At 46.3% G+C, this 22,019-nt stretch carries 16 protein-coding genes, 2 tRNA genes and 3 rRNA genes; 1 reads left to right on the forward strand and 20 read right to left on the reverse strand.

All coding sequences use genetic code 11. The features are described from left to right. Positions 1 to 107 precede the first annotated feature (107 nt). Positions 108 to 1,058: a cysteine synthase A gene (gene cysK, locus K6V21_RS25795; protein ID WP_044263505.1), complete on the reverse strand. Its 951-nt coding sequence runs from the start codon at positions 1,056 to 1,058 to the stop codon at positions 108 to 110. Positions 1,059 to 1,284: 226 nt separating this feature from the next. Here cysK and K6V21_RS25800 point away from each other — a divergent pair, with 226 nt between their 5' ends. Further along, positions 1,285 to 2,193 (forward strand): cation diffusion facilitator family transporter, encoded by a 909-nt coding sequence (locus tag K6V21_RS25800; protein ID WP_007217261.1) that lies wholly within the window; start codon positions 1,285 to 1,287, stop codon positions 2,191 to 2,193. Here K6V21_RS25800 and leuB read toward each other — a convergent pair. The 19 genes from leuB to K6V21_RS25895 form a co-directional block, all read right to left on the reverse strand. Beyond that, positions 2,190 to 3,251 carry a 3-isopropylmalate dehydrogenase gene (gene leuB, locus K6V21_RS25805; RefSeq protein ID WP_007214989.1) on the reverse strand — a complete coding sequence of 354 codons (1,062 nt, stop codon included), beginning with the start codon at positions 3,249 to 3,251 and terminating at the stop codon, positions 2,190 to 2,192. The genes K6V21_RS25800 and leuB overlap by 4 nt on opposite strands. A gap of 54 nt (positions 3,252 to 3,305) precedes the next feature. After that, positions 3,306 to 4,859, reverse strand: a complete 1,554-nt coding sequence (locus tag K6V21_RS25810; RefSeq protein WP_007214990.1) for an alpha-isopropylmalate synthase regulatory domain-containing protein — start codon at positions 4,857 to 4,859, stop codon at positions 3,306 to 3,308. Next, positions 4,856 to 5,443, reverse strand: coding sequence for a 3-isopropylmalate dehydratase small subunit (leuD, locus tag K6V21_RS25815; protein WP_007217260.1), 588 nt, complete (start codon positions 5,441 to 5,443; stop codon positions 4,856 to 4,858). The genes K6V21_RS25810 and leuD overlap by 4 nt, the downstream gene beginning before the upstream one ends. A 257-nt stretch (positions 5,444 to 5,700) precedes the next feature. Continuing rightward, entirely contained in the window at positions 5,701 to 7,098 is a 1,398-nt protein-coding gene (gene leuC / locus K6V21_RS25820) for a 3-isopropylmalate dehydratase large subunit (protein WP_007217259.1), read from the reverse strand. 134 nt (positions 7,099 to 7,232) lie between these two features. After that, positions 7,233 to 8,726 carry a 2-isopropylmalate synthase gene (locus tag K6V21_RS25825; protein WP_044263508.1) on the reverse strand — a complete coding sequence of 498 codons (1,494 nt, stop codon included), beginning with the start codon at positions 8,724 to 8,726 and terminating at the stop codon, positions 7,233 to 7,235. Positions 8,727 to 9,095: 369 nt separating this feature from the next. Then, positions 9,096 to 9,335 (reverse strand): hypothetical protein, encoded by a 240-nt coding sequence (locus K6V21_RS25830; protein WP_007217257.1) that lies wholly within the window; start codon positions 9,333 to 9,335, stop codon positions 9,096 to 9,098. Positions 9,336 to 9,452: 117 nt separating this feature from the next. Then, a 5S ribosomal RNA gene (gene rrf, locus K6V21_RS25835) occupies positions 9,453 to 9,562 on the reverse strand. A 69-nt stretch (positions 9,563 to 9,631) separates the two neighbouring features. Beyond that, positions 9,632 to 12,514 (reverse strand): 23S ribosomal RNA (locus tag K6V21_RS25840). Between the two features lie 142 nt (positions 12,515 to 12,656). Further along, positions 12,657 to 12,730, reverse strand: a tRNA-Ala gene (locus K6V21_RS25845). A 31-nt stretch (positions 12,731 to 12,761) separates the two neighbouring features. Then, a tRNA-Ile gene (locus K6V21_RS25850) sits at positions 12,762 to 12,835 on the reverse strand. Between the two features lie 138 nt (positions 12,836 to 12,973). After that, positions 12,974 to 14,496 (reverse strand): 16S ribosomal RNA (locus K6V21_RS25855). The 16S, 23S and 5S rRNA genes sit together here with 2 tRNA genes alongside, the layout of an rRNA operon. Before the next feature lie 836 nt (positions 14,497 to 15,332). Then, entirely contained in the window at positions 15,333 to 17,393 is a 2,061-nt protein-coding gene (locus K6V21_RS25860; RefSeq protein WP_217714282.1) for a sensor histidine kinase, read from the reverse strand. Between the two features lie 141 nt (positions 17,394 to 17,534). Beyond that, positions 17,535 to 18,008: an N-acetylmuramoyl-L-alanine amidase gene (locus K6V21_RS25865; protein WP_224320360.1), complete on the reverse strand. Its 474-nt coding sequence runs from the start codon at positions 18,006 to 18,008 to the stop codon at positions 17,535 to 17,537. 13 nt (positions 18,009 to 18,021) lie between these two features. Next, positions 18,022 to 18,123 (reverse strand): smalltalk protein, encoded by a 102-nt coding sequence (locus K6V21_RS25870; RefSeq protein ID WP_009130907.1) that lies wholly within the window; start codon positions 18,121 to 18,123, stop codon positions 18,022 to 18,024. An 85-nt stretch (positions 18,124 to 18,208) separates the two neighbouring features. Next, a complete protein-coding gene (locus K6V21_RS25875; RefSeq protein WP_217714280.1) occupies positions 18,209 to 18,709 on the reverse strand; it encodes an HU family DNA-binding protein in 501 nt (166 codons plus the stop codon). Positions 18,710 to 18,854: 145 nt separating this feature from the next. Next, positions 18,855 to 20,231, reverse strand: coding sequence for a replicative DNA helicase (gene dnaB, locus K6V21_RS25880; RefSeq protein WP_224320361.1), 1,377 nt, complete (start codon positions 20,229 to 20,231; stop codon positions 18,855 to 18,857). A 21-nt stretch (positions 20,232 to 20,252) separates the two neighbouring features. After that, entirely contained in the window at positions 20,253 to 20,870 is a 618-nt protein-coding gene (locus tag K6V21_RS25885; protein ID WP_224320362.1) for a hypothetical protein, read from the reverse strand. Between the two features lie 298 nt (positions 20,871 to 21,168). Continuing rightward, the gene (locus K6V21_RS25890; protein WP_217714277.1) at positions 21,169 to 21,429 is read right to left on the reverse strand and encodes a DUF4248 domain-containing protein; all 261 of its coding nucleotides are present in this window, start codon (positions 21,427 to 21,429) and stop codon (positions 21,169 to 21,171) included. A gap of 146 nt (positions 21,430 to 21,575) precedes the next feature. After that, positions 21,576 to 21,977, reverse strand: coding sequence for a hypothetical protein (locus tag K6V21_RS25895; protein ID WP_224320363.1), 402 nt, complete (start codon positions 21,975 to 21,977; stop codon positions 21,576 to 21,578). Positions 21,978 to 22,019: the final 42 nt, after the last annotated feature.

Genomic DNA, 22,019 nt, shown 5'->3' on the forward strand with positions numbered 1-22,019 from the left:
GGAACGCTCGTTTCCTCTAATGGGAACTACAGTTTCCCCTCATGGGAACGCCCGTTTCCTTTAATGGGAACTGTGATGATGTGACTTATACTAAAAACAGTTGGTACTTAATCCAGCGGATAAGTCTCAAATGCAAACAGCTCTGTCGACAGATAACGCTCTCCCGTATCAGGCAGAAGAACTACAATCTTCTTATCCGCAAAATCCGGACGTTGTGCCAGCAAACGCGCTGCATATACAGCCGCACCGGAAGATATGCCCGCCAGTAACCCTTCGGTAGACGCCAACTCGCGTCCGCCACGAATTGCTTCATCATCGGGCACAGGAAGCACTTCATCTACAACAGAGGCATCATAAATAGCAGGAACAAAATTGGCTCCGATTCCCTGAATACGATGCGACCCTGCCACTCCGCCTTCCAGAACAGGAGAAGATTCCGGTTCTACAGCAACAATATACACATCCGGATTATGTTTTTTCAAGGCACGTGCCACTCCGCAGATGGTTCCGCCTGTTCCCACTCCGGCAACAAAGACATCCACTTTTCCGTCTGTATCCGTCCAGATTTCTTCACCTGTAGTGAGCGTATGAATCTGTGCGTTAGAAGGATTTTCAAATTGTTGAAGGATGATTGAGCCGGGAATAGACGCCCTCAACTCCTGCGCTTTTGCAATGGAGCCTGCCATACCGGTCAACCCATCTGTCAGTACAATTTCAGCACCCAGTGCTTTCAGCAGATTACGACGCTCTATACTCATGGTTTCGGGCATCGTGAGCATCAGGTGATATCCTTTGATTGTAGCAACCATCGCCAGTCCCACACCGGTATTTCCACTGGTAGGCTCTATAATCGTCGCACCGGGCTTCAGTGCTCCGCGCGCTTCTGCATCTTCGATCATGGCAAGCGCCACACGATCCTTCACACTCCCAGCCGGATTGAACGCTTCCAACTTTGCGATAATATTCTGTTTCAGTCCATATTTACGACTGTATTCCACTAATTCCATAAGCGGAGTACGACCGATAAGTTCCGTCAGGTTCTTTGCTATTTTTGCCATAACAATCTAATTATTAAATATCTTCATTTGCAGGTATCTTCGTACAAAGATAATGCAAGCCGAAAGCAGAATAAAATGAACTCATTCATTTTTTATGCAGAGGTGCAGCTTATCTTCGTTTTTAAGCAAAGATAGATAAAAAACTATTTCACCGTTCAAGTGTTACATTTCTATCACGTAAATTTGCATAATAAAATTTATATAACTCTTACACCTTATTAAATATATGTCACGCGAACATTCACATCAGCATAGCCATGCCATCAACGCAGAGTCGCTGAACAAGGCATTTATTATAGGCATTGTTCTCAATTTAGCCTTTGTCGTCATAGAGTTCGCAGCCGGTTTCTGGTTCGATTCCCTCGCGCTGCTTTCCGATGCAGGACACAATCTAAGCGATGTAGTTAGTCTTGTGCTGGCATTGCTGGCTTTCCGCCTGGCCAAAGTCAAAGCCAATGAACGCTATACGTATGGCTATAAAAAAAGTACGATCCTGGTATCCCTGCTCAATGCAGTCATTTTGCTGGTAGCCGTAGGTGCCATTGTCATCGAAAGTATTCATAAGCTGAGTAATCCGGCGGTTGTTCCCGGTGGAGCCATTGCCTGGGTAGCGGGTGTGGGTGTACTTATCAATGCATTCACGGCTTTCCTCTTTATGAAAGATAAGGAAAAAGACCTGAACGTAAAAGGAGCTTATCTGCATATGGCGGCAGATGCTTTGGTATCAGTGGGAGTATTAGTGGCAGGTATCGTTATCAGCCGGACCGGCTGGTATATTATCGACCCGATTATCGGTCTGATTGTGGCTGTTGTCATTCTTATCTCTACGTGGAATTTACTGCATGACAGTCTTCGCCTGACGCTGGATGGCGTACCCACAAGTATAGATAGTCAGAAAGTAGTAAAAGCCATCCGTGCCCTTCCCGGCGTTGATGACGTTCACCATATACATATATGGGCCATCAGCACCACAGAGAATGCACTGACAGCCCATATTGTTTTAAAGCAACCGGAAGGTATGCAAGAGGTGAAACACCTCATCCGCCACCGGCTTGAAGATTTCGGCATCGGCCATGCCACCCTGGAGTTTGAAGTTCCGGGTGAACATTGCGAAGCCGTATTTGCCGAAGATTAGCTACGTTTGATATAATCTACCACCCACGCTCCTACTTCTTTGGTACCATACTTCGCACCACCTTCTACCTGAATTTCCGGTGTACGGACGTTAGCATCCAAAGAAGCATCTACGGCTTTGCGAATCAACGCGCCTTCTTCCAGCAAATTGAAATATTCGAATAACATGGCAGCCGAAAGGATTTGTGCCAACGGATTAGCGATGTTCAAACCTTTAGCCTGTGGCCATGAACCGTGGATCGGTTCGAATACAGGAGTACTTTCGCCTGTAGAAGCCGAAGGAAGCAATCCCATAGAGCCACTGATCACAGAACCTTCATCCGTAAGGATATCACCGAATGTATTCTCGGTAACCATCACATCGAAGAACTTAGGCTCCTGAATCATCTTCATGGCCGCATTGTCCACAAACATATAGTCCGTAGTCACTTCAGGATATTGCGGTGCCATTTCCTGGGCAATCTGTCTCCACAGGCGTGAAGATGCGAGCACATTGGCTTTATCTACCACCGTGAGGTGCTTATTGCGTTTCATGGCATACTCGAAACCAACTTTCAGAATACGTTCAATCTCCGGACGAGTGTACATATTGGTATCATACGCTTTGTCGTTGTCCTGATACTTCTCGCCGAAATACATACCACCGGTCAGTTCGCGGATACAAAGAAAATCTGCGCCATCCACCAGTTCTGCACGAAGCGGTGATTTATGGAGCAGACATTTGAAAGTTTGTACCGGACGGATATTGGCAAACAATCCCAGTTTCTTACGCATAGCCAGCAGACCCTGTTCGGGACGTACTTTGGCAGTAGGATCATTGTCGAATTTCGGATCGCCTACAGCCGAGAACAAAACAGCATCCGCGTTTTTACAAACTTCATAAGTAGCTTCGGGGAACGGATCGCCCACTTTGTCGATAGCATCTGCACCGCAGATGGCATATTCGTAGTTTACTTTATGTCCGAACTTCTCACATACGGCGGTCATTACGTCCACACCTACGGTGGAAATCTCCGGGCCAATGCCGTCACCGGCTAATACTGCAATTTTAAAATCCATTGTTTTCTTTATTTTTTAGGTATTCTTCTATTTTCTTTCCCTCAACAGAGCTCATCATTCTGATTTTTTAAGTTCATAATCATCCTCAATGATATTCAGCATCTTCATTGTCGCCTTAATCGCTGCCTCCGTTTGGTCGGCATCCAGTCCGCGTGTACGGAACACTGTGCCGTCATAGCTCCAGGTAATCACGGTCTGCACAAAAGCATCGGTACGCCCACCGGGAGGGATGGTTACGGCATAGTTCGTCAGCATGGGGAATTTGCGTCCCAACGTCACCTTATAAATCTTACGCAGAGCACGTACAAAAGCATCATACTGACCGTCACCGCTGGAACTTTCTTCAAATTCCTGTCCGTTGATTTCAATCTTCAGCGTAGCCATCGGCTTCAGACCGTAAGCAAGGTTCACGATGTATGTCTTCAGTTTCACTTTCTCATTCATCACTCCGTGCTTCAGTACATCCGAAACGATATAAGGCAAATCTTCCTGGGTAACCAGCTCTTTCTTGTCACCCAACTCGATAATCCGTTCCGTCACCTTACGCATGGAATCCTCATCCAGCGTCAGTCCCAGGTCTTCCAGATTCTTACGGATGTTCGCCTTACCACTGTTCTTGCCCAGTGCATATTCACGCTTGCGCCCGAAACGCTCGGGCAACAGGTCGTTGCAATAAAGGTTACTCTTATTGTCTCCATCTGCATGTACTCCCGCTACCTGCGTGAACACATTTTCACCTACAATCGGTTTATTAGCGGGTATGGCGATGCCCGAATAAGATTCAACCACCCGGCTGACTTCATTCAGACGCCCTTCGTCAATGTTAGTGATAGCATTGAAATGATCTTTCAGAATAGCCTGCACACTGGACAACGGTGCATTACCGGCACGTTCGCCTAGACCATTGATCGTGGTATGAAGTCCCTTCGCACCACTCAGCACGGCAGCCAGCACATTGCTCACTGCCAGGTCGTAGTCATTATGCGGATGGAAATCGAAGTGAGCATGCGGATAGCGCTTCACCATCTTCCGCATATATTCGATGACCTGCAACGGATTCAGCACACCCAGTGTATCAGGCAACATATACCGTTTGATATTCGTGTGCATCAGTGCATCCACCATCTGGAAGACATACTCCGGAGAATCTTTCATCCCGTTACTCCAGTCTTCCAGGTAAATGTTCACCTCCATATCCTGCTCATTGGCATAATTCACTACGCCAATAATATCCTCGATATGTTCTTCAGGGGTCTTTCTCAACTGACATGTGCAATGCTTCAGCGAACCTTTGCACAGAAGATTAATGACGCGGCAGCCGGTAGCGTGTATCCAGTCTACCGACGTATGCCCGTCTACGAAACCCAACACCTCCACCCGGGGCAACAGATTACGCCGTGCCGCCCAGTCACATATCATCTTGACTGCGTCGAACTCACCGTCCGAAACCCGTGCCGAAGCCACTTCCACCCTGTCTACTTTCAGTTCTTCCAGTAGCAGACGGGCTATCATCAGCTTTTCATGGGGGACGAACGACACACCGCTGGTTTGCTCACCGTCGCGGAGCGTGGTGTCCATGATTTCTATTTGGGGCTGTTTATACTTCATTTTTTATTTTCCCAAGCTTCTATTTTATCTTTATTCTCTACCAGGAAATCGATGTCATCCAGGCCATTCATCAGGCAATGTTTCTTGTAAGCATTGATTTCGAAAGTCTCACTTTTGCCTGTTGCCTTGTTGGTGATTGTCTGTTCCGGCAGGTTCACCACTACCTCCGTTTTCGGATCGGCGGCAATGGAATCAAACAATTCTTTCAGGAACGGTTCGCTCACCACTACAGGCAATACGAAATTATTCAGTTCATTATTCTTGTGAATATCTGCAAAGAAACTGCTGACTACCACGCGGAAACCATAATCTGCAATGGCCCATGCCGCATGCTCGCGGCTACTGCCCGAACCGAAGTTCTTTCCGGCTACAAGCACCTGTCCGCTATAGGTCGGATCGTTCAGAACGAAAGAGTCGATTTTGTTTCCTTGCTTGTCATACCGCCAGTCGCGGAACAGATTCTCTCCGAAACCTTCTTTCGTCGTAGCTTTCAGAAAACGTGCAGGGATGATTTGGTCTGTATCCACATTCTCCAATGGGAGGGGGACACAAGTACTGGTGATGATATTGAATTTCTGTTTCATTGTCCTATTATTTTAATATCGTTTTATTATCTTCCAGCAACGGGAAAACCGGCTGAAAATGGATTTTACCCCCGCTACAGCACATTCTGGAGGGGGTGGTGATGACATGCGCTTCTCATGGGTGATGACATGCGCTTCTCATGGGTGGTGACATGCGCTTCTCATGAGGGATGAGATACGTATGTCATGAGAGGTGAGATACGTATGTCTCTGTGAGTCCGGATACGGATAAACTATTTTTACCTCCGGCAGAAACATCATCCAATCAGTTCTCTCGGATCCGTAATCACTCCCGTCACCGCCGCCGCAGCCGCTACCAGCGGACTGGCAAGCAACGTGCGTGAACCCGGTCCCTGACGACCTTCAAAGTTACGGTTACTTGTAGAAACCGCATACATTCCGGCAGGCACCTTATCATCATTCATTGCCAGACAAGCCGAACATCCCGGTTGGCGGATAGCAAAACCTGCTTCCTCCAATACTTTATCCAAGCCTTCTTCACGAATCTGTGCATCTACCATCCACGAACCGGGCACCAACCAGGCAACCACATGTTCCGCCTTCTTATGCCCCTTCACTAACGAGGCGAAAGCACGGAAATCTTCAATACGCCCATTCGTACAAGCACCCAAAAATACATAATCTATCTTCTTGCCCAATACTCCCTCACCGGGTTGGAAGCCCATATAATCCATTGATTTCAGGAATGAAGCTTTTGCAGCCTCTCCCATTCCGTCAGTCGTGGGAATGTGCTGCGTGATGCCCATACCCATACCCGGATTTGTTCCGTATGTAATCATCGGTTCGATATCTGCCGCATCAAAATGCACTTCTTTATCAAACGTAGCATTCTCATCGCTCTTCAGCGTCTTCCAGTATGCCAACGCCTTCTCCCATTCCTCACCTGCCGGAGCATATTCACGGCCTTTGATATATTCGAATGTCACTTCATCCGGTGCCACCATACCACCACGTGCACCCATTTCTATACTCAGGTTGCACAGCGTCAGACGTCCTTCCATAGTCAGACTGCGAACTGCTTCTCCGGCATATTCCACAAAATAACCGGTTGCACCACTCGTTGTCATTTTAGACATCATATAGAGAGCAATATCTTTTGCCGTCACACCTTTACCCAGTTTTCCGTCCACTGTGATGCGCATCGTCTTCGGGCGTGTCTGCAAGATACATTGTGAAGCCATTACCATTTCGACCTCACTTGTACCGATGCCAAAAGCCACTGCTCCCATCGCACCGTGCGTTGAAGTATGCGAGTCACCACATACAATCGTCATTCCCGGTAATGTCAAGCCTCTTTCCGGACCTACCACATGGATGATACCATTCTTCTTATGTAGCATGCCGAAATGTGTCAATCCAAAATCTTCCGCATTCTTGGCCAGTGTATCCACCTGTGTTTTGGAGATCGGATCTTCAATCGGCTTGTCCTGGTCGTGGGTCGGTGTGTTATGGTCGGGCATACAAACAATCTTTTCCGGACGGAAACATTGGATACCGCGTGCGCGCATTCCCGCAAAAGCCTGCGGACTGGTTACTTCATGGCAATAAAGGCGATCTATATATAACTGTGTGGGACCATCTTCCACTTGCTGAACCACGTGGGCATCCCAGATTTTATCAAATAATGTATTCATATCTTTTAGTTGTTAGCTACAAGCTACGAGCTACAAGAGCCCTTCGGTATAACTTGTAAACTGTTCTTTTATTCCTAATATTAATTATTAAAACACATAACCACTACTCGTAGCTCGTAGCCTGTAGCCCGTAACTACTTGAACTTATTGATACAATCGATATAAGCTTCTACCGATGCGGCAATAATATCCGTATTCGCACCGAAACCATAATAGATATGATTGTCATATTCCACCTGCATGTGTACCTTACCCATATCATCACTACCTTTGCTGATAGCCTGGATCGTAAATTCCTTCAGTGTCATATGGCGATCAATGATCTTCTTCAAAGCCTTTATCGCTGCATCTACCGGACCGTTTCCACTGGCAGCCGCTTCAAACTTCTCACCGGAGATATTCAGTCCCAGACTGGCAACCGAACGTACACCTACTCCACTGGTCACTTGCAGATATTCCAGTTTCACGCGGTGGTTCTGTGTACGGTCTGCACCGGCAAGCACTAGTATATCATCATCATTAATATCTTTCTTCTTATCCGCCAATTTCAGGAAAGCTTCATATACCTTGTCCAGTTGTTCCTGTTCAAGATCCACGCCCAATACCTGCAAACGATTTTTCAAAGCAGCACGTCCGCTACGGGCAGTCAATACGATAGAATTATCGTCGATACCCACATCGTGCGGGTCGATGATTTCGTAAGTCTGCACATTCTTCAACACACCATCCTGATGGATACCCGATGAGTGTGCAAAGGCATTGCGACCTACGATAGCTTTGTTAGGCTGCACCGGCATGTTCATCAAACTTGAAACCATGCGGCTTGTCGGATAAATCTTCTGTGTATTGATGTTCGTTTCAATTTCAATATCTTTATGGCATTTGATAATCATAGCCACTTCCTCAAGTGAAGTATTACCTGCGCGTTCACCGATACCATTGATAGTAACCTCTACCTGGCGGGCACCATTCAGTACACCGGCCATCGTATTTGCAGTAGCCATTCCCAGGTCATTATGACAGTGTGTAGAGAGGATCGCTTTTTCAATACCACTCACATGCTCCATCAAATACTTGATCTTCGCTCCATATTCATCCGGCAGACAGTAACCGGTCGTATCCGGGATGTTCACTACTGTAGCCCCCGCTTTAATTACAGCTTCCACCACACGAGCCAGATATTCATTGTCCGTACGACCTGCATCTTCTGCATAGAACTCCACATCATCCACGTAACGGCGGGCATACTTCACGGCAGCTACTGCACGCTCGATGATTTCCTCACGATTGGAATTGAATTTATACTTGATATGCGAATCCGATGTACCGATACCTGTATGAATACGTTTGTGCTTGGCAAACTTCAGAGCATCCGCAGCTACATCTATATCTTTTTGTACCGCACGGGTCAATGCGCAAATAGTAGGCCATGTCACCGCTTTGGATATTTCAATAACAGAGTTGAAATCTCCCGGACTGGAAATCGGGAATCCGGCTTCAATAACATCCACGCCCAGCAGTTCCAATGCCTTTGCTACCTGAATCTTTTCCACTGTGTTCAATTGGCATCCCGGAACCTGCTCGCCATCGCGGAGCGTTGTGTCGAAAATAAATAACTTGTCACTCATTTCTTATAGTTTTTATAAATTATTGCCATTAAAAAAAGCCTTTCACACTTGGAAGTGAGAAAGGCTTTCGAATATCCTAATCGTTACATATATTCACGCACAGCACTCACTTCCACTAAACCTTGCCAGTAGAATAATAATACCACACAGTAGAATATATGTAAAGTTCTGTATCATTTTTATCTTCTTGTTTTTATTATAACGGTGCAAAGGTATAGATAATTTCGTAGCACACAAATAAATTCGTTACTTTTTTCTCTAAAAAAGCATCATTTTATAAGTTTGTTATCAAATAACTCTATAAAGTATAACAAAAAAGGGATATACAAAGTAGTATACCCCTTTTTATATGATCCTATGTGATAAGAATTACTTCTTATCGCAAGCTTTATCACATTCTTTTTTCTCTTTGCAACAAGCTTTTGTACTATCACAAGCAGCAGAATCTGCCTTGCAGCAAGCTTGTACTGAATCACATGCCTGTGCTTCTTCTACAACTTCAACTTCAGTAGCTTCTACTTCAGTATTAGCTGCTTTTTTGTTACCACAAGAAGTCACGGCGAAAGAAAATGCAACTGCAACAGCTGCCAAAAATAACTTTGTCTTCATCTCTAATTTTGCTTTAAACATTAATAATAAATAGTGCGGCGCAAATATAAGCAAAAAATTAGAATTATACAAACACAAAAAGCCTCCATATCATTTCGATATGGAGGCTTTCCTCTAAAACGGCAACTACCTACTCTCCCACTTGACGCAGTACCATCGGCGTGACCAGGCTTAACTTCTCTGTTCGGAATGGGAAGAGGTGGAACCCTGATGCTATAGTCACCTGAAATAAGTTAGACACGATGTAAAAAGTAAAGTTCGAAAACTGAACGTATATATCCGCCATACAAGGCAAAGACCAAAAGTCAACGGGCAATTAGTAATGCTCGGCTATGATGTTACCACCTGTACACCTGCATCCTATCAACGTTGTCGTCTTCAACGACCCTAAGAAATCTAATCTTGTGGCTGGCTTCGTACTTAGATGCTTTCAGCACTTATCCAATCCCGACTTAGATACCCAGCAATGCACCTGGCGGCACAACTGGTAAACCAGAGGTCAGTCCAACACGGTCCTCTCGTACTAGTGTCAGAGCCACGCAAATTTCATACGCCCACGATAGATAGAGACCGAACTGTCTCACGACGTTCTGAACCCAGCTCGCGTGCCACTTTAATGGGCGAACAGCCCAACCCTTGGGACCTTCTCCAGCCCCAGGATGTGACGAGCCGACATCGAGGTGCCAAACCCCTCCGTCGATATGAGCTCTTGGGAGGGATCAGCCTGTTATCCCCGGAGTACCTTTTATCCTTTGAGCGATGTCCTTTCCATACAGAAACACCGGATCACTATGCTCTAGTTTCCTACCTGATCGACTTGTAAGTCTCCCAGTCAAGCGCCCTTATGCCATTACACTCTGCCGCCGGTTACCAATCGGCGTGAGGGCACCTTTAGAAGCCTCCGTTACGTTTTTGGAGGCGACCACCCCAGTCAAACTACCCACCAAACAGTGTCCTCGCATCAACGAGTTAGAACTCAAATAACCAAAGGGCCGTATTTCAACAGCGGCTCCACAAATACTGGCGTACCTGCTTCAAAGCCTCCGGCCTATCCTACACATCAATTACCCAAATTCAATGTTAAGCTATAGTAAAGGTTCACGGGGTCTTTTCGTCCCATCGCGGGTAATCGGCATCTTCACCGATACTACAATTTCACTGAGCTCACGGTTGAGACAGTGTCCAGATCATTACACCATTCGTGCAGGTCGGAACTTACCCGACAAGGAATTTCGCTACCTTAGGACCGTTATAGTTACGGCCGCCGTTTACTGGGGCTTCAATTCAATGCTTCTCTTGCGATGACATCTCCTCTTAACCTTCCAGCACCGGGCAGGTGTCAGGCTATATACTTCATCTTTCAATTTGGCATAGCCCTGTGTTTTTGTTAAACAGTTGCCTGGACCGATTCTCTGCGCCCCACCTCGCAGTGGGGACCCTTTATCCCGAAGTTACAGGGTCAATTTGCCTAGTTCCTTAACCGTGAATCACTCAAGCGCCTTAGTATATTCTACCCGACCACGTGTGTCCGTTTACGGTACGGGTACCTTAAAGATTAAGTTTAGCGGATTTTCTTGGGAGTATGTTTACATGCGCTATTGGATTGTTCCGAAGAACGCTCCATACTATCAGGTTCGACTCTCGGGGCGGATTTGCCTACCCCGATCAACATCTACACCCTTCAACGGACTATTCCGTCAGTCCGCGGCACTGTCACGCCTCCGTCTCCACGTCACTCTTTAAGGTAGTACAGGAATATTAACCTGTTCTGCCATCGGCCTCACCGTTCGGCTGAGCCTTAGGACCCGACTAACCCTGATCCGATTAGCGTTGATCAGGAAACCTTAGTCTTTCGGCGAGGGGGTTTCTCACCCCCTTTATCGTTACTTATACCTACATTTGCTTTTCCACACGCTCCAGCAAAGCTTACGCTTCACCTTCAACGCAGAGTGGAATGCTCCCCTACCGATGTTTGCACATCCCATAGCTTCGGTAAATTGCTTATGCCCGATTATTATCCACGCCAAACTCCTCGACTAGTGAGCTGTTACGCACTCTTTAAATGAATGGCTGCTTCCAAGCCAACATCCTAGCTGTCTTAGCAATCTGACTTCGTTAGATCAACTTAGCAATTATTTGGGGACCTTAGCTGATGGTCCGGATTGTTCTCCTTTAGGACATGGACCTTAGCACCCATGCCCTCACTCCTGATATAGAACTAATACGCATTCGGAGTTTGTCAAGACTTGATAGGCGGCGAAGCCCTCGCATCTTATCAGTCGCTCTACCTCATATTAGTATAAATCAAGGCTGCACCTAAATGCATTTCGGGGAGTACGAGCTATCTCCAAGTTTGATTAGCCTTTCACCCCCACCCTCAGCTCATCCGGAAGCTTTTCAACGCTTATCGGTTCGGTCCTCCAGACAGTGTTACCTGTCCTTCAACCTGGCCAAGGGTAGATCACTTGGTTTCGCGTCTACTCCTTCCGACTATCCGCCCTATTAAGACTCGCTTTCGCTTCGGCTGCAGGTCTCAAGACCCTTAACCTTGCCGGAAAAAGTAACTCGTAGGTTCATTATGCAAAAGGCACGCCGTCACAGTTTACACTGCTCCGACCGCTTGTAGGCGCATGGTTTCAGGGACTATTTCACTCTTCTGTTCGAAGTGCTTTTCACCTTTCCTTCACAGTACTGGTTCGCTATCGGTCTCTCGGGAGTATTTAGCCTTACCGGATGGTCCCGGCAGATTCACGCAAGATTCCTCGTGTCCCGCGCTACTCAGGATACCACTAGGGTTAAATTAGCTTCGTATACCGGGTTATCACCGTCTATGACTGAACTTTCCAGATCATTCTACTCACTAACTGTCGTCCCATGACGTGGTCCTACAACCCCATACATGCCGTAACACATATGGTTTGGGCTATTCCCCGTTCGCTCGCCACTACTAGGGGAATCATTATTTATTTTCTATTCCTACAGGTACTAAGATGTTTCAGTTCCCTGCGTTCGCCTCCATCAAAAGATGGATAATATCTCTTCAAGATATTGGGTTGTCCCATTCGGAAATCCGCGGATCAAAGGTCATTTGCACCTACCCGCAGCTTATCGCAGCTTATCACGTCCTTCATCGCCTCCGAGAGCCAAGGCATCCGCCATGCGCCCTTACTTACTTTTAGTCTTACCTAGCCGTATGGCTCGATATATACTTTCAGCTTGTTATAACTTTACTTTTTTTTGTACATCATGTCAAAGATCGTATGAGAAAAACTTCGACCAGTCGAAGTTAGGATTGACTAAAGTCTATCCTATTCTCAAGAGTGGAGAATAACGGATTCGAACCGTTGACCCCCTGCGTGCAAAGCAGGTGCTCTAGCCAGCTGAGCTAATCCCCCGAAGTAAGCAACCAATAGATTACCAACTGCGTAGTCCCAGGCAGAGTTGAACTGCCGACCTCTACATTATCAGTGTAGCGCTCTAACCAACTGAGCTATAGGACTGTCGAGTTCAACCTCGCCTTGCGGCTCGGCTTCTTCTTTCTCAATATATATTATATAAACAAGTACGCGTAGTGCAAGAGGTTCTCATGGAAGCATACGAAAAGAACCGACTTCTAATCTTCGTGAGCGTCGCTCCAGAAAGGAGGTGTTCCAGCCGCACCTTCCGGTACGGCTACCTTGTTACGACTTAGCCCCAATTACCAGTTTTACCCTAGGCCGCTCCTTACGGTTACGGACTTCAGGTACCCCCGGCTTTCATGGCTTGACGGGCGGTGTGTACAAGGCCCGGGAACGTATTCACCGCGCCGTGGCTGATGCGCGATTACTAGCGAATCCAGCTTCATGGAGTCGGGTTGCAGACTCCAATCCGAACTGAGAGAGGCTTTTGGGATTAGCATCACATCGCTGTGTAGCTGCCTTCTGTACCCCCCATTGTAACACGTGTGTAGCCCCGGACGTAAGGGCCGTGCTGATTTGACGTCATCCCCACCTTCCTCACATCTTACGACGGCAGTCTCTCTAGAGTCCTCAGCATAACCTGTTAGTAACTAAAGATAAGGGTTGCGCTCGTTATGGCACTTAAGCCGACACCTCACGGCACGAGCTGACGACAACCATGCAGCACCTTCACAACTGCCTTGCGGCTATAATGTTTCCACTATATTCAGTTGCAATTTAAGCCCGGGTAAGGTTCCTCGCGTATCATCGAATTAAACCACATGTTCCTCCGCTTGTGCGGGCCCCCGTCAATTCCTTTGAGTTTCACCGTTGCCGGCGTACTCCCCAGGTGGAATACTTAATGCTTTCGCTTGGCCGCTTGCTGTATATCGCAAACAGCGAGTATTCATCGTTTACTGTGTGGACTACCAGGGTATCTAATCCTGTTTGATACCCACACTTTCGAGCATCAGCGTCAGTTACAGTCCAGTAAGCTGCCTTCGCAATCGGAGTTCTTCGTGATATCTAAGCATTTCACCGCTACACCACGAATTCCGCCTACCTCTACTGCACTCAAGACGACCAGTATCAACTGCAATTTTACGGTTGAGCCGCAAACTTTCACAGCTGACTTAATAGTCCGCCTACGCTCCCTTTAAACCCAATAAATCCGGATAACGCTCGGATCCTCCGTATTACCGCGGCTGCTGGCACGGAGTTAGCCGATCCTTATTCGTATGGTACATACAAAACAGTATACATACTGCACTTTATTCCCATATAAAAGAAGTTTACAACCCATAGGGCAGTCATCCTTCACGCTACTTGGCTGGTTCAGACTCTCGTCCATTGACCAATATTCCTCACTGCTGCCTCCCGTAGGAGTTTGGACCGTGTCTCAGTTCCAATGTGGGGGACCTTCCTCTCAGAACCCCTATCCATCGATGTCTTGGTGGGCCGTTACCCCGCCAACAAACTAATGGAACGCATCCCCATCGGTTATCGAAATTCTTTAATAACAAGAAGATGCCTTCTCGCTATACTATCCGGTATTAATCTTTCTTTCGAAAGGCTATCCCGGAATAACCGGTAGGTTGGATACGTGTTACTCACCCGTGCGCCGGTCGCCATCAACCTATTGCTAGGTCATGCTGCCCCTCGACTTGCATGTGTTAAGCCTGTAGCTAGCGTTCATCCTGAGCCAGGATCAAACTCTTCATTGTAAAAGTATTGTTATTACTAGTACGAAGACTAGTGATTTTGCTCTGTTCAGGACGCTCGGTTTATTAAAAGTTTTCAAATTACCTATATATATAAGTTACTTGACGGTTCTTTTTTATACCCAGAATGTACGTTCGGTTATTAATTATTCATTACTAACCACTGTAGCATTCTGCTCTTGTACTACTTGTATTGTTTATGTAAATTCTTCAAAGATCGCTTCTTTTTTAAACTGCTTTTCTTTTCAGAAAGCGGATGCAAAGGTAAGAACTTTTAAGTATATCTTCCAAATAATTTCAGAAGTTTTTTTTCTTTTTTCTTTTTCTCGTCGTCTCTCTTTGCGAAAGGGAGATAAAAGAGGAAAGAGAAAGGAGTTCTTAGCAACACCGGTTTCTTAATCAGCAAGTCAATTATCGATTGCCTTCGTTCGGAAAGCGGGTGCAAAGGTAAGAACTTTATCACATATCTTCCAAATGTTTCCGGAAGTTTTTTTTCTTTTTTCTTTTAGAATGCTGTATTCTTGGTCGGAATTAAGGCAAAAGAAAAGAAAAACGTTGGAGTTCCTACGCCGTTTCTGTCAGAATGTCAATTTCAAGGCTTACCGTCTCTTGGAAAGCGGATGCAAAAGTAGGGCATATTGCGATTCAATCCAAATATATCTATCACTTTTTCACCATATTTCTGAAACATTTTTGTAACTGACTGATTGATAAGGATGTTGTAGAACATAAATTTAAGAAGGAACGTGAACGGGCACAAGGCGCTATACATAATTATATTATGCGTGCGCGCGAAAGGCGGAAAGCCACTAAGCTCCTCCTCCACCGGAATCGCAGAATCACACTGGTACAAAAGGCAATGTCAGCACAAGACGACACCCTCCAGTATATTCCGCATCAACGTAAAGTGTACCTCCTAATTTCGTAGCCATGACACGGGCAATCGAAAGTCCCAACCCCGAACCTTGAGAAAAATTATTCAGCTTCTTGAAACGCTCAAACACGATTTCCTGCTGACCGGTCGGAATACCGATACCCGTATCAGTAACCGAATAACGAATCACCCCCTCTGATGGAGAAACGACAGTGTCGAGGATAATGCTTCCGGACTCAGTAAACTTAGCGGCATTATGCAACAGATAGTCCAGTATCAGCGTCACATAGGAAGGATTAGTATATATACGCATATCATCTTCCGAAGGATGGAAGATAAGTTCGACCTCACTTTTCACAAAAGATTTGGTTCCGTCTATGGCAGCATTGCAACTTGAATTAATAGTATCTACCACATCATAGGGTAAGTGTTCCACCTGATCGATATTGGAAAGCTCCAATACATCATTGAACAGTCGCAACAGATAACTGCTGTTTACAGTTATAAGCGAAGCAAATTCCTCCGTCTCAGATTCCTGGTAAAATTCCACCAATACCTGGGAGAAACCAACGATGGCATTAAGAGGAGTTCGCACTTCATGCGTTATATTTTGAATAAACTGAGTCTTCATCTGACTGGCATCTTCCGCCCTGTCCCTGGCCTTACGAAGTTCCTCGCTCGACTGCAACAGTTCACCATTCTGGCGCACTACCACCTGTTTTGACTCTTTCAGTTGGTGATTGAGCCTATATATATGAATAATAAAGAGAGCCGCAATAATCAAAATGCCAATTAAAGTTCCGATTGCCCAGTAGGTTGTCTTCAGCCGGCGATCCTGAATGTCAATCAGCAATTGCTGTTTCTCATGTTCCAGTTGCCGCAGGTTAAACAGGCCCGCTATCTCATCGGCAGACTTCTGCATGGAGAGCTTACGAATGGAGTCGTTTGCATAAATATAGTCACGATAATATTCAGCCGCAGCAGCCCGGTCGTTCATTTCCCAGTAGATATCCCCTTTCTTATTCAGGGTGAGAAGGTTAGTTTCAGAAGTAGGATTGTTTGTTCCGATAGAATCTATCACAGTAAGCGCCTTATCGTATTCCTTCGTACTCATGTAGTAGTATAGTTGGGATTCACGCAAATAGCCTGCATAAATGGACAACTCATCAGAAGAGGCAAACAACTGCTCTATTTTATCAATAGCCCTTTTAGTGCGGACATCATCTCCTTTTTTTATATAAAACTTCAGATAACCTTGTGCCAGACAAAGTCTCTGATAAGCCGTAACCGTATCAAGATCAGCCAGAAAAGCTTCCGCTCGATTCAATGTTTTTCCAGCCTCATCCAGACGCCCGATCTGCATCTGATTCTCTGCCAACGAATAGTAGTAGACAGGAAGATTGATATCCACAGGCTCTTCTTTTTCCGCTATTTCAATCAACTTCTGAAAATTCAAAGCAGCCTGTTCCGGATTAGACTGAATAAGATAAATATTAGCCATAGCCTTGTAACATTCCGCAATTCCGAGCAGAAAATTGTCGCTTTGTGCCTCATGGAACATATTCTGCGCTTCAAGAAGCGCATGATTCGGCAATCCACTTTTTAAATAGAAAGTAATCAGGCGGCTTCCCCAAACAAAATAATATGATTCCAGTTCATTGTATTCACGGCTTATGCGTTTCACTTCATCCACCAGTTGCAAAATCTTATCTTTATTTCCCTGATAATAATAATAATCGAGCACAACGGAACGCGCAATTACCTGGAAATGCTTATTGCCCACCTGGCTGGCACGATTGTAAAGTGTATCTGCCATTTGTAAAACATCGGCCGAGTGAAGTTGCGAAGCACATTTATAAAAATACTGTCTCAGCGACGCCTCCTGCTCTGTCGATACATCAGCAACAGCATTCAAGCTGAGTGGCAATAGAAAGAAGAATGATAGCAATATTCGGCTGGTTAATGAAATACCCTGTTCCATCCTACCTGTCGTCTTTTGTTTGTTAGTGTTAGGACAATGTGTCATAATGATTATATAATTCACAGATATACTGATAGTTAGTTTCATCTACACATTACCGCCACACTATCGGGAGCTAAAATACTGAATTTCTCTTTACCGCCAACAAATCTCACCAAAAATATTTTTACTATACTCCTTGCGCTCCTATCTATAAGCCGGATTCGGAGGTGGCGGATCATACGGAATTGTCGCGGCATCAAAACAGGGACATTCTTTTATCCACTCTTCCGGCTCAATTTCACCGTTATGATTCAGGTCGGGACTGAGGTCACGATGACCAGCAACCCTACTACCCGGATAATCTCTCAACAGTAGCATCACCAGCACACGGAGGGAATGTTTCTGAAAATCGGTTCTCGTATCAGCAGGACGGCCATTCGTATCCAGCCCACCCTCATAACAAATCCCGATACTGTTAGCGTTATGACCTTTCGCATGCGCTCCGGGCTTTTCAATGGGACGGAGACTTTTAATATCCCCGTTCTTCCTGATATAAAAATGATAGCCTGCGCCGGAGAAGCCCCGGCACAGGTGATCAGTGGTTAAGTCAAATTCCGTATAACAACGGTCAGCGCGGGTGGCGCTGCAATGAATGACGAGTAAATCAATCTTTCGCATGATTATGAATTTATCAGCGGACGCCCGTCATGGCATGTGCACTCAGCACGCCAACCAAAGCAGAAGCCACAGCAATAATTACTTTCAAAATCTTGTCCCAAGTCGTTTTTTTCATACTCAAATTAGTTATTAGTTATTAGCGGGCTGCGCAGCCTTTCATTCTTTAATTTCTTTATTTCTAAAGACAACGGCTTTAGAAACTATCCCAAAGGATTTTCGTCCAGGCCACCGGAGTTACCACCGGAGTTGCCGCCTTCCGATGAGCCGCCTTCCTTATCTTCCAATTTCTCTAAGGCAAAGGTTACATTTGCCGGACTTCTGGTCTGCGCATGGCTGTTGTTCACCAGTTTCAGCTCCTTGTCCGGAACAAAACGAATATTCACGCGCTTGATATTCTTCACGGTACACTCCTCCGAGGTGGCTACACCCGGACAGCAAAATGTCATGTGAAACGTTCCGAACTGATTCAACTTCACTTTGTTTCCGTTTGCCAGGCTTTCCTGAACCTCCTCCACAAGCGCCTCTATCACATGCTTCACATCACCCTTCGTCATCGCACAGCTTTTCTGTATGGCGGTGGCAAGAGTGTCTACATCCACAGTCTTGCACGTACCGGGTTTCTGACGAAGATAAAAGAACTTGGGAGAATTCTCATCAGTCACAATTTTTCTGCGCATATAGCGCTCTACGGTTACATCCATAAGTAAAATAAATTAAGTTAAGGTTTAAGTTTTCATAGCTCTTTCAAGCATATCACAAAGGTACTACATCCGGGAGGCGAAATCAAGCATTTTGCCAAATATTTTCAAACCATATCCAACCGAATTCCACCCATCTTCACCCAATTCACTTCGCGTGCTTCATCAGCCACTCACAAGGCGGAACATAGTCTCCCATTTTCGTCAGACTGGGGTTGTGTCCAAAGTAAACATCACCTGTTTCGCCATTTCTGTGCTTCGCCACAATCACCATTCCAAGCCCCTCGGAAGGATACTTGCTCTTGTGCTCCGTTTTCAGGCCGCACAAAGCAGGACGATACAAAAGCATCACCATATCCGCATCCTGTTCAATTGCCCCGCTTTCACGCAAATCGCTCAGGAGCGGACGGCAATCGGGACGCCCTTCACTCATGCGATTCAACTGGCTGAGCAACAATACCGGTACATCCAGTTCCTTTGCCATCAGCTTTGCCTTGCGGGTGGCTTGTGCCACTTCCTGCTCACGGTTGCGGTTGTTCTGGTCGGACTTCATATCACAAAGTTGCAGGTAATCCAGAATAATCATGTCACACTCTCCTTTGCTTTTCAGCATACGGGCCACCGAACGCACATGATCCATACTCACCACCGGACTATCGTCCACACGGATGGAAAGTTGTGAAAGCTGCCGGGAAGCCTCACGCACCTGCCGCAATTCCCCCGTATCGAGCAGCCCGCGGCGCATATGCGAAGCATCCACATCTTCAGTAGCGGCAAGCAACCAGCGGTCTCCCAAACGTTCACCCTGCATTTCCAGACTGAAAACCACCGTATGATAACCGCTTGCAGCAGCCGTCTTTGCCAAATGCAGGGCGAAAGCCGTTTTTCCCACTGCCGGACGTGCAGCAAGGATATCCAGATCTCCCCGTTGCCATCCCGAAGTCAGTTTGTCCAGATCGGAGAAACCGGTAGGGATACCTGTAATACCATTCCGGCTATTCTCAACACGGGCTTCCACTTGCGTCAGGGTATCTTCCATCAGTTGCCCCATAGTGCGAAGATGGTCGGTAGCCCCCATATCTCCTTCAAGGCGGTCCAGCAAATCGTGCATGCCCACCAATACATCCGTGATGTCTACCGACTCATCGGCAGCGGCAGCCAGTTGCTTATACGAACCGAGAATCACCTCACGACGGATAAACAGTTCCCGAAGTATGCACGCATGATATTCCAGATGGGCACTCGATGCGATGCGCGAAGCAAGCCGCATCAGATTATAAGGCCCGCCCACCTTCTCCAGGTTGCCGCATGAAGCCAGTTCATTCTTTACCGTAAGAATATCAATCACCTTCCCCGCACGGAACATAGCCAGAATAGCGACATAAACCATCCGGTTCTGATCGTTATAGAACATTTCCGGGCGCAATTTATCGGCAACCAGGGATATAGCTTCGCTCTCTACCAAACAAGCACCCAGCACGGCTTCTTCCAGTCCGGCATCCTGTGGATTTAAAATTTCATTCATTTCCCTCTTTTATTCCTATCATTAATTGTCATATTCATCCTGAAACAGTTTGTTAGCCAGATATTTCGCAGCCTGACAACAATACTTCGTATTCCGCAAATGGTAGTAATATTCTTCAATGTTCTCCTGAGCCAACTTTCTCTCTTCGAGCGACATCTTCTTCCACTCCCTAAGGGTCTCCTCCTTGTTTTTCCGGGGCATGCGGGTGGTTTCGTGATATTCGTCCCAGAATGCCCCGAAGCCCTTTTCGAGAGTGGCGGCTGTATCCGCCTTTCCGGCCATCCTTTTGCCTGCCCATGCATCGTAGCCCGGTATGCGGATATGACTGACGCAGTCGCCTTCCACCAGCTCTATGCCGCCATCGGCAATCAGCCGGTTGAAGAAACGCCGGGTGCGCCCGATAGTCCAGCCCAGAATTTCCGCCCAATGGCTGAAGGATATCACCGATTCTCCCCGCCGACAAGCCACCTCGATATTGCAACATTTCGTCATCCCTTCGGCATAATTGACGTAGGTCAGCACCCGTAGGAATGCATTCATATCTCCCACCGCCTCACGATTTTCCTCAAAAGCCCTCAAAAGCAAGGCACGCGGAATCATGACGTAACCTGCCACCTGCAAATCTTTATTCAAATTCATAATTCATCTTCTTTGTTTACAGCGACAAAGATATGACAATAAAGCGGGTTCTGTTCCCACCACTGTTCCGACTGGTTACATTCGGTGGTTTATGGTGAATTATTGATACAATCCGTACCCTTTCGGACCGGTCTGCGAACCGTACAGCCCGGTGAACAGGAAAACTTACTGATAATAAACAGCTTAGTTACGGAAACGAACAAGCAACCGGACAGCCAACCGCACACAATATAATAATATAAAGAAAAAAAAGAAGGATATATAAATATATCCTTCCTGCTTTGACGGAGCTGCGTTCTTACTGTTCCATCTCTCTGCGTGCCTGATTGGGAAGCCCCAGATGGCGGATCAGCACCGCAATCTGCAACGGGGTCAGAGTAGTAATCTGATCAGTGTACCCCACTTCCAGCAGCCCGGCATACAAATCGGCAATTTCCTTGACGTGTTTCCGGAACGAGCGCACAGCCGAACTGTTGTGCATACATGGAAAATACGCCTGTGCCACTTCGGACAAAGGATGGCAACCTTGAAGCAGCCAGTCAAAATTCACTTCTTTCATTGTTTTTCTTTAAGTTTATAGTAGGGTAGCCCGTCGGGGAATAAGACCTTAATCACATTTTGCGACCCACCCGTTTGTTAATAAATCGGCTGCGAAATTATAAAAAGAATATCACATATACAGAACAAGAATGACAAGAGTGGTATTCAACTACCACGCTTCTTTTTAAAGTAGGAAAACACGGTGGTGAAGCCAAGGAAACGACGGTTGGGCAGACGCACACGGCTCTCGAACAGATAGCGGGTAGAGATGATGTAGCAGAAAAAGGAATAACTCAGATTCAGGTGCAGGCGGGCTTGCAAACGATCGTAGACGACGGAAGCCCTGTCAAAGAAACTGTCTATCTCAGCATGAGGGATGACGCGATGTCTGCGGTGCAGGCTGATGATGCGTTCCAATGACTGCAATGCATACTCCAGGTTTTCTATGTTCTGCCGCGTGCGCTGCATCCTGCGCGATAAGAGTTCTTCCCGTTCTTGCTGCCGGACATAGCGCTGCCTTTCATTTTCAAGGCGTTGTTCCAATCGATGTAAAGTCATTAATTCCATACTTTCTTTTTCGTTTTAGATGTTTATTGTTATTATTTACAA

Source organism: Bacteroides cellulosilyticus, assembly GCF_020091405.1.
Taxonomy (GTDB): Bacteria; Bacteroidota; Bacteroidia; order Bacteroidales; family Bacteroidaceae; genus Bacteroides.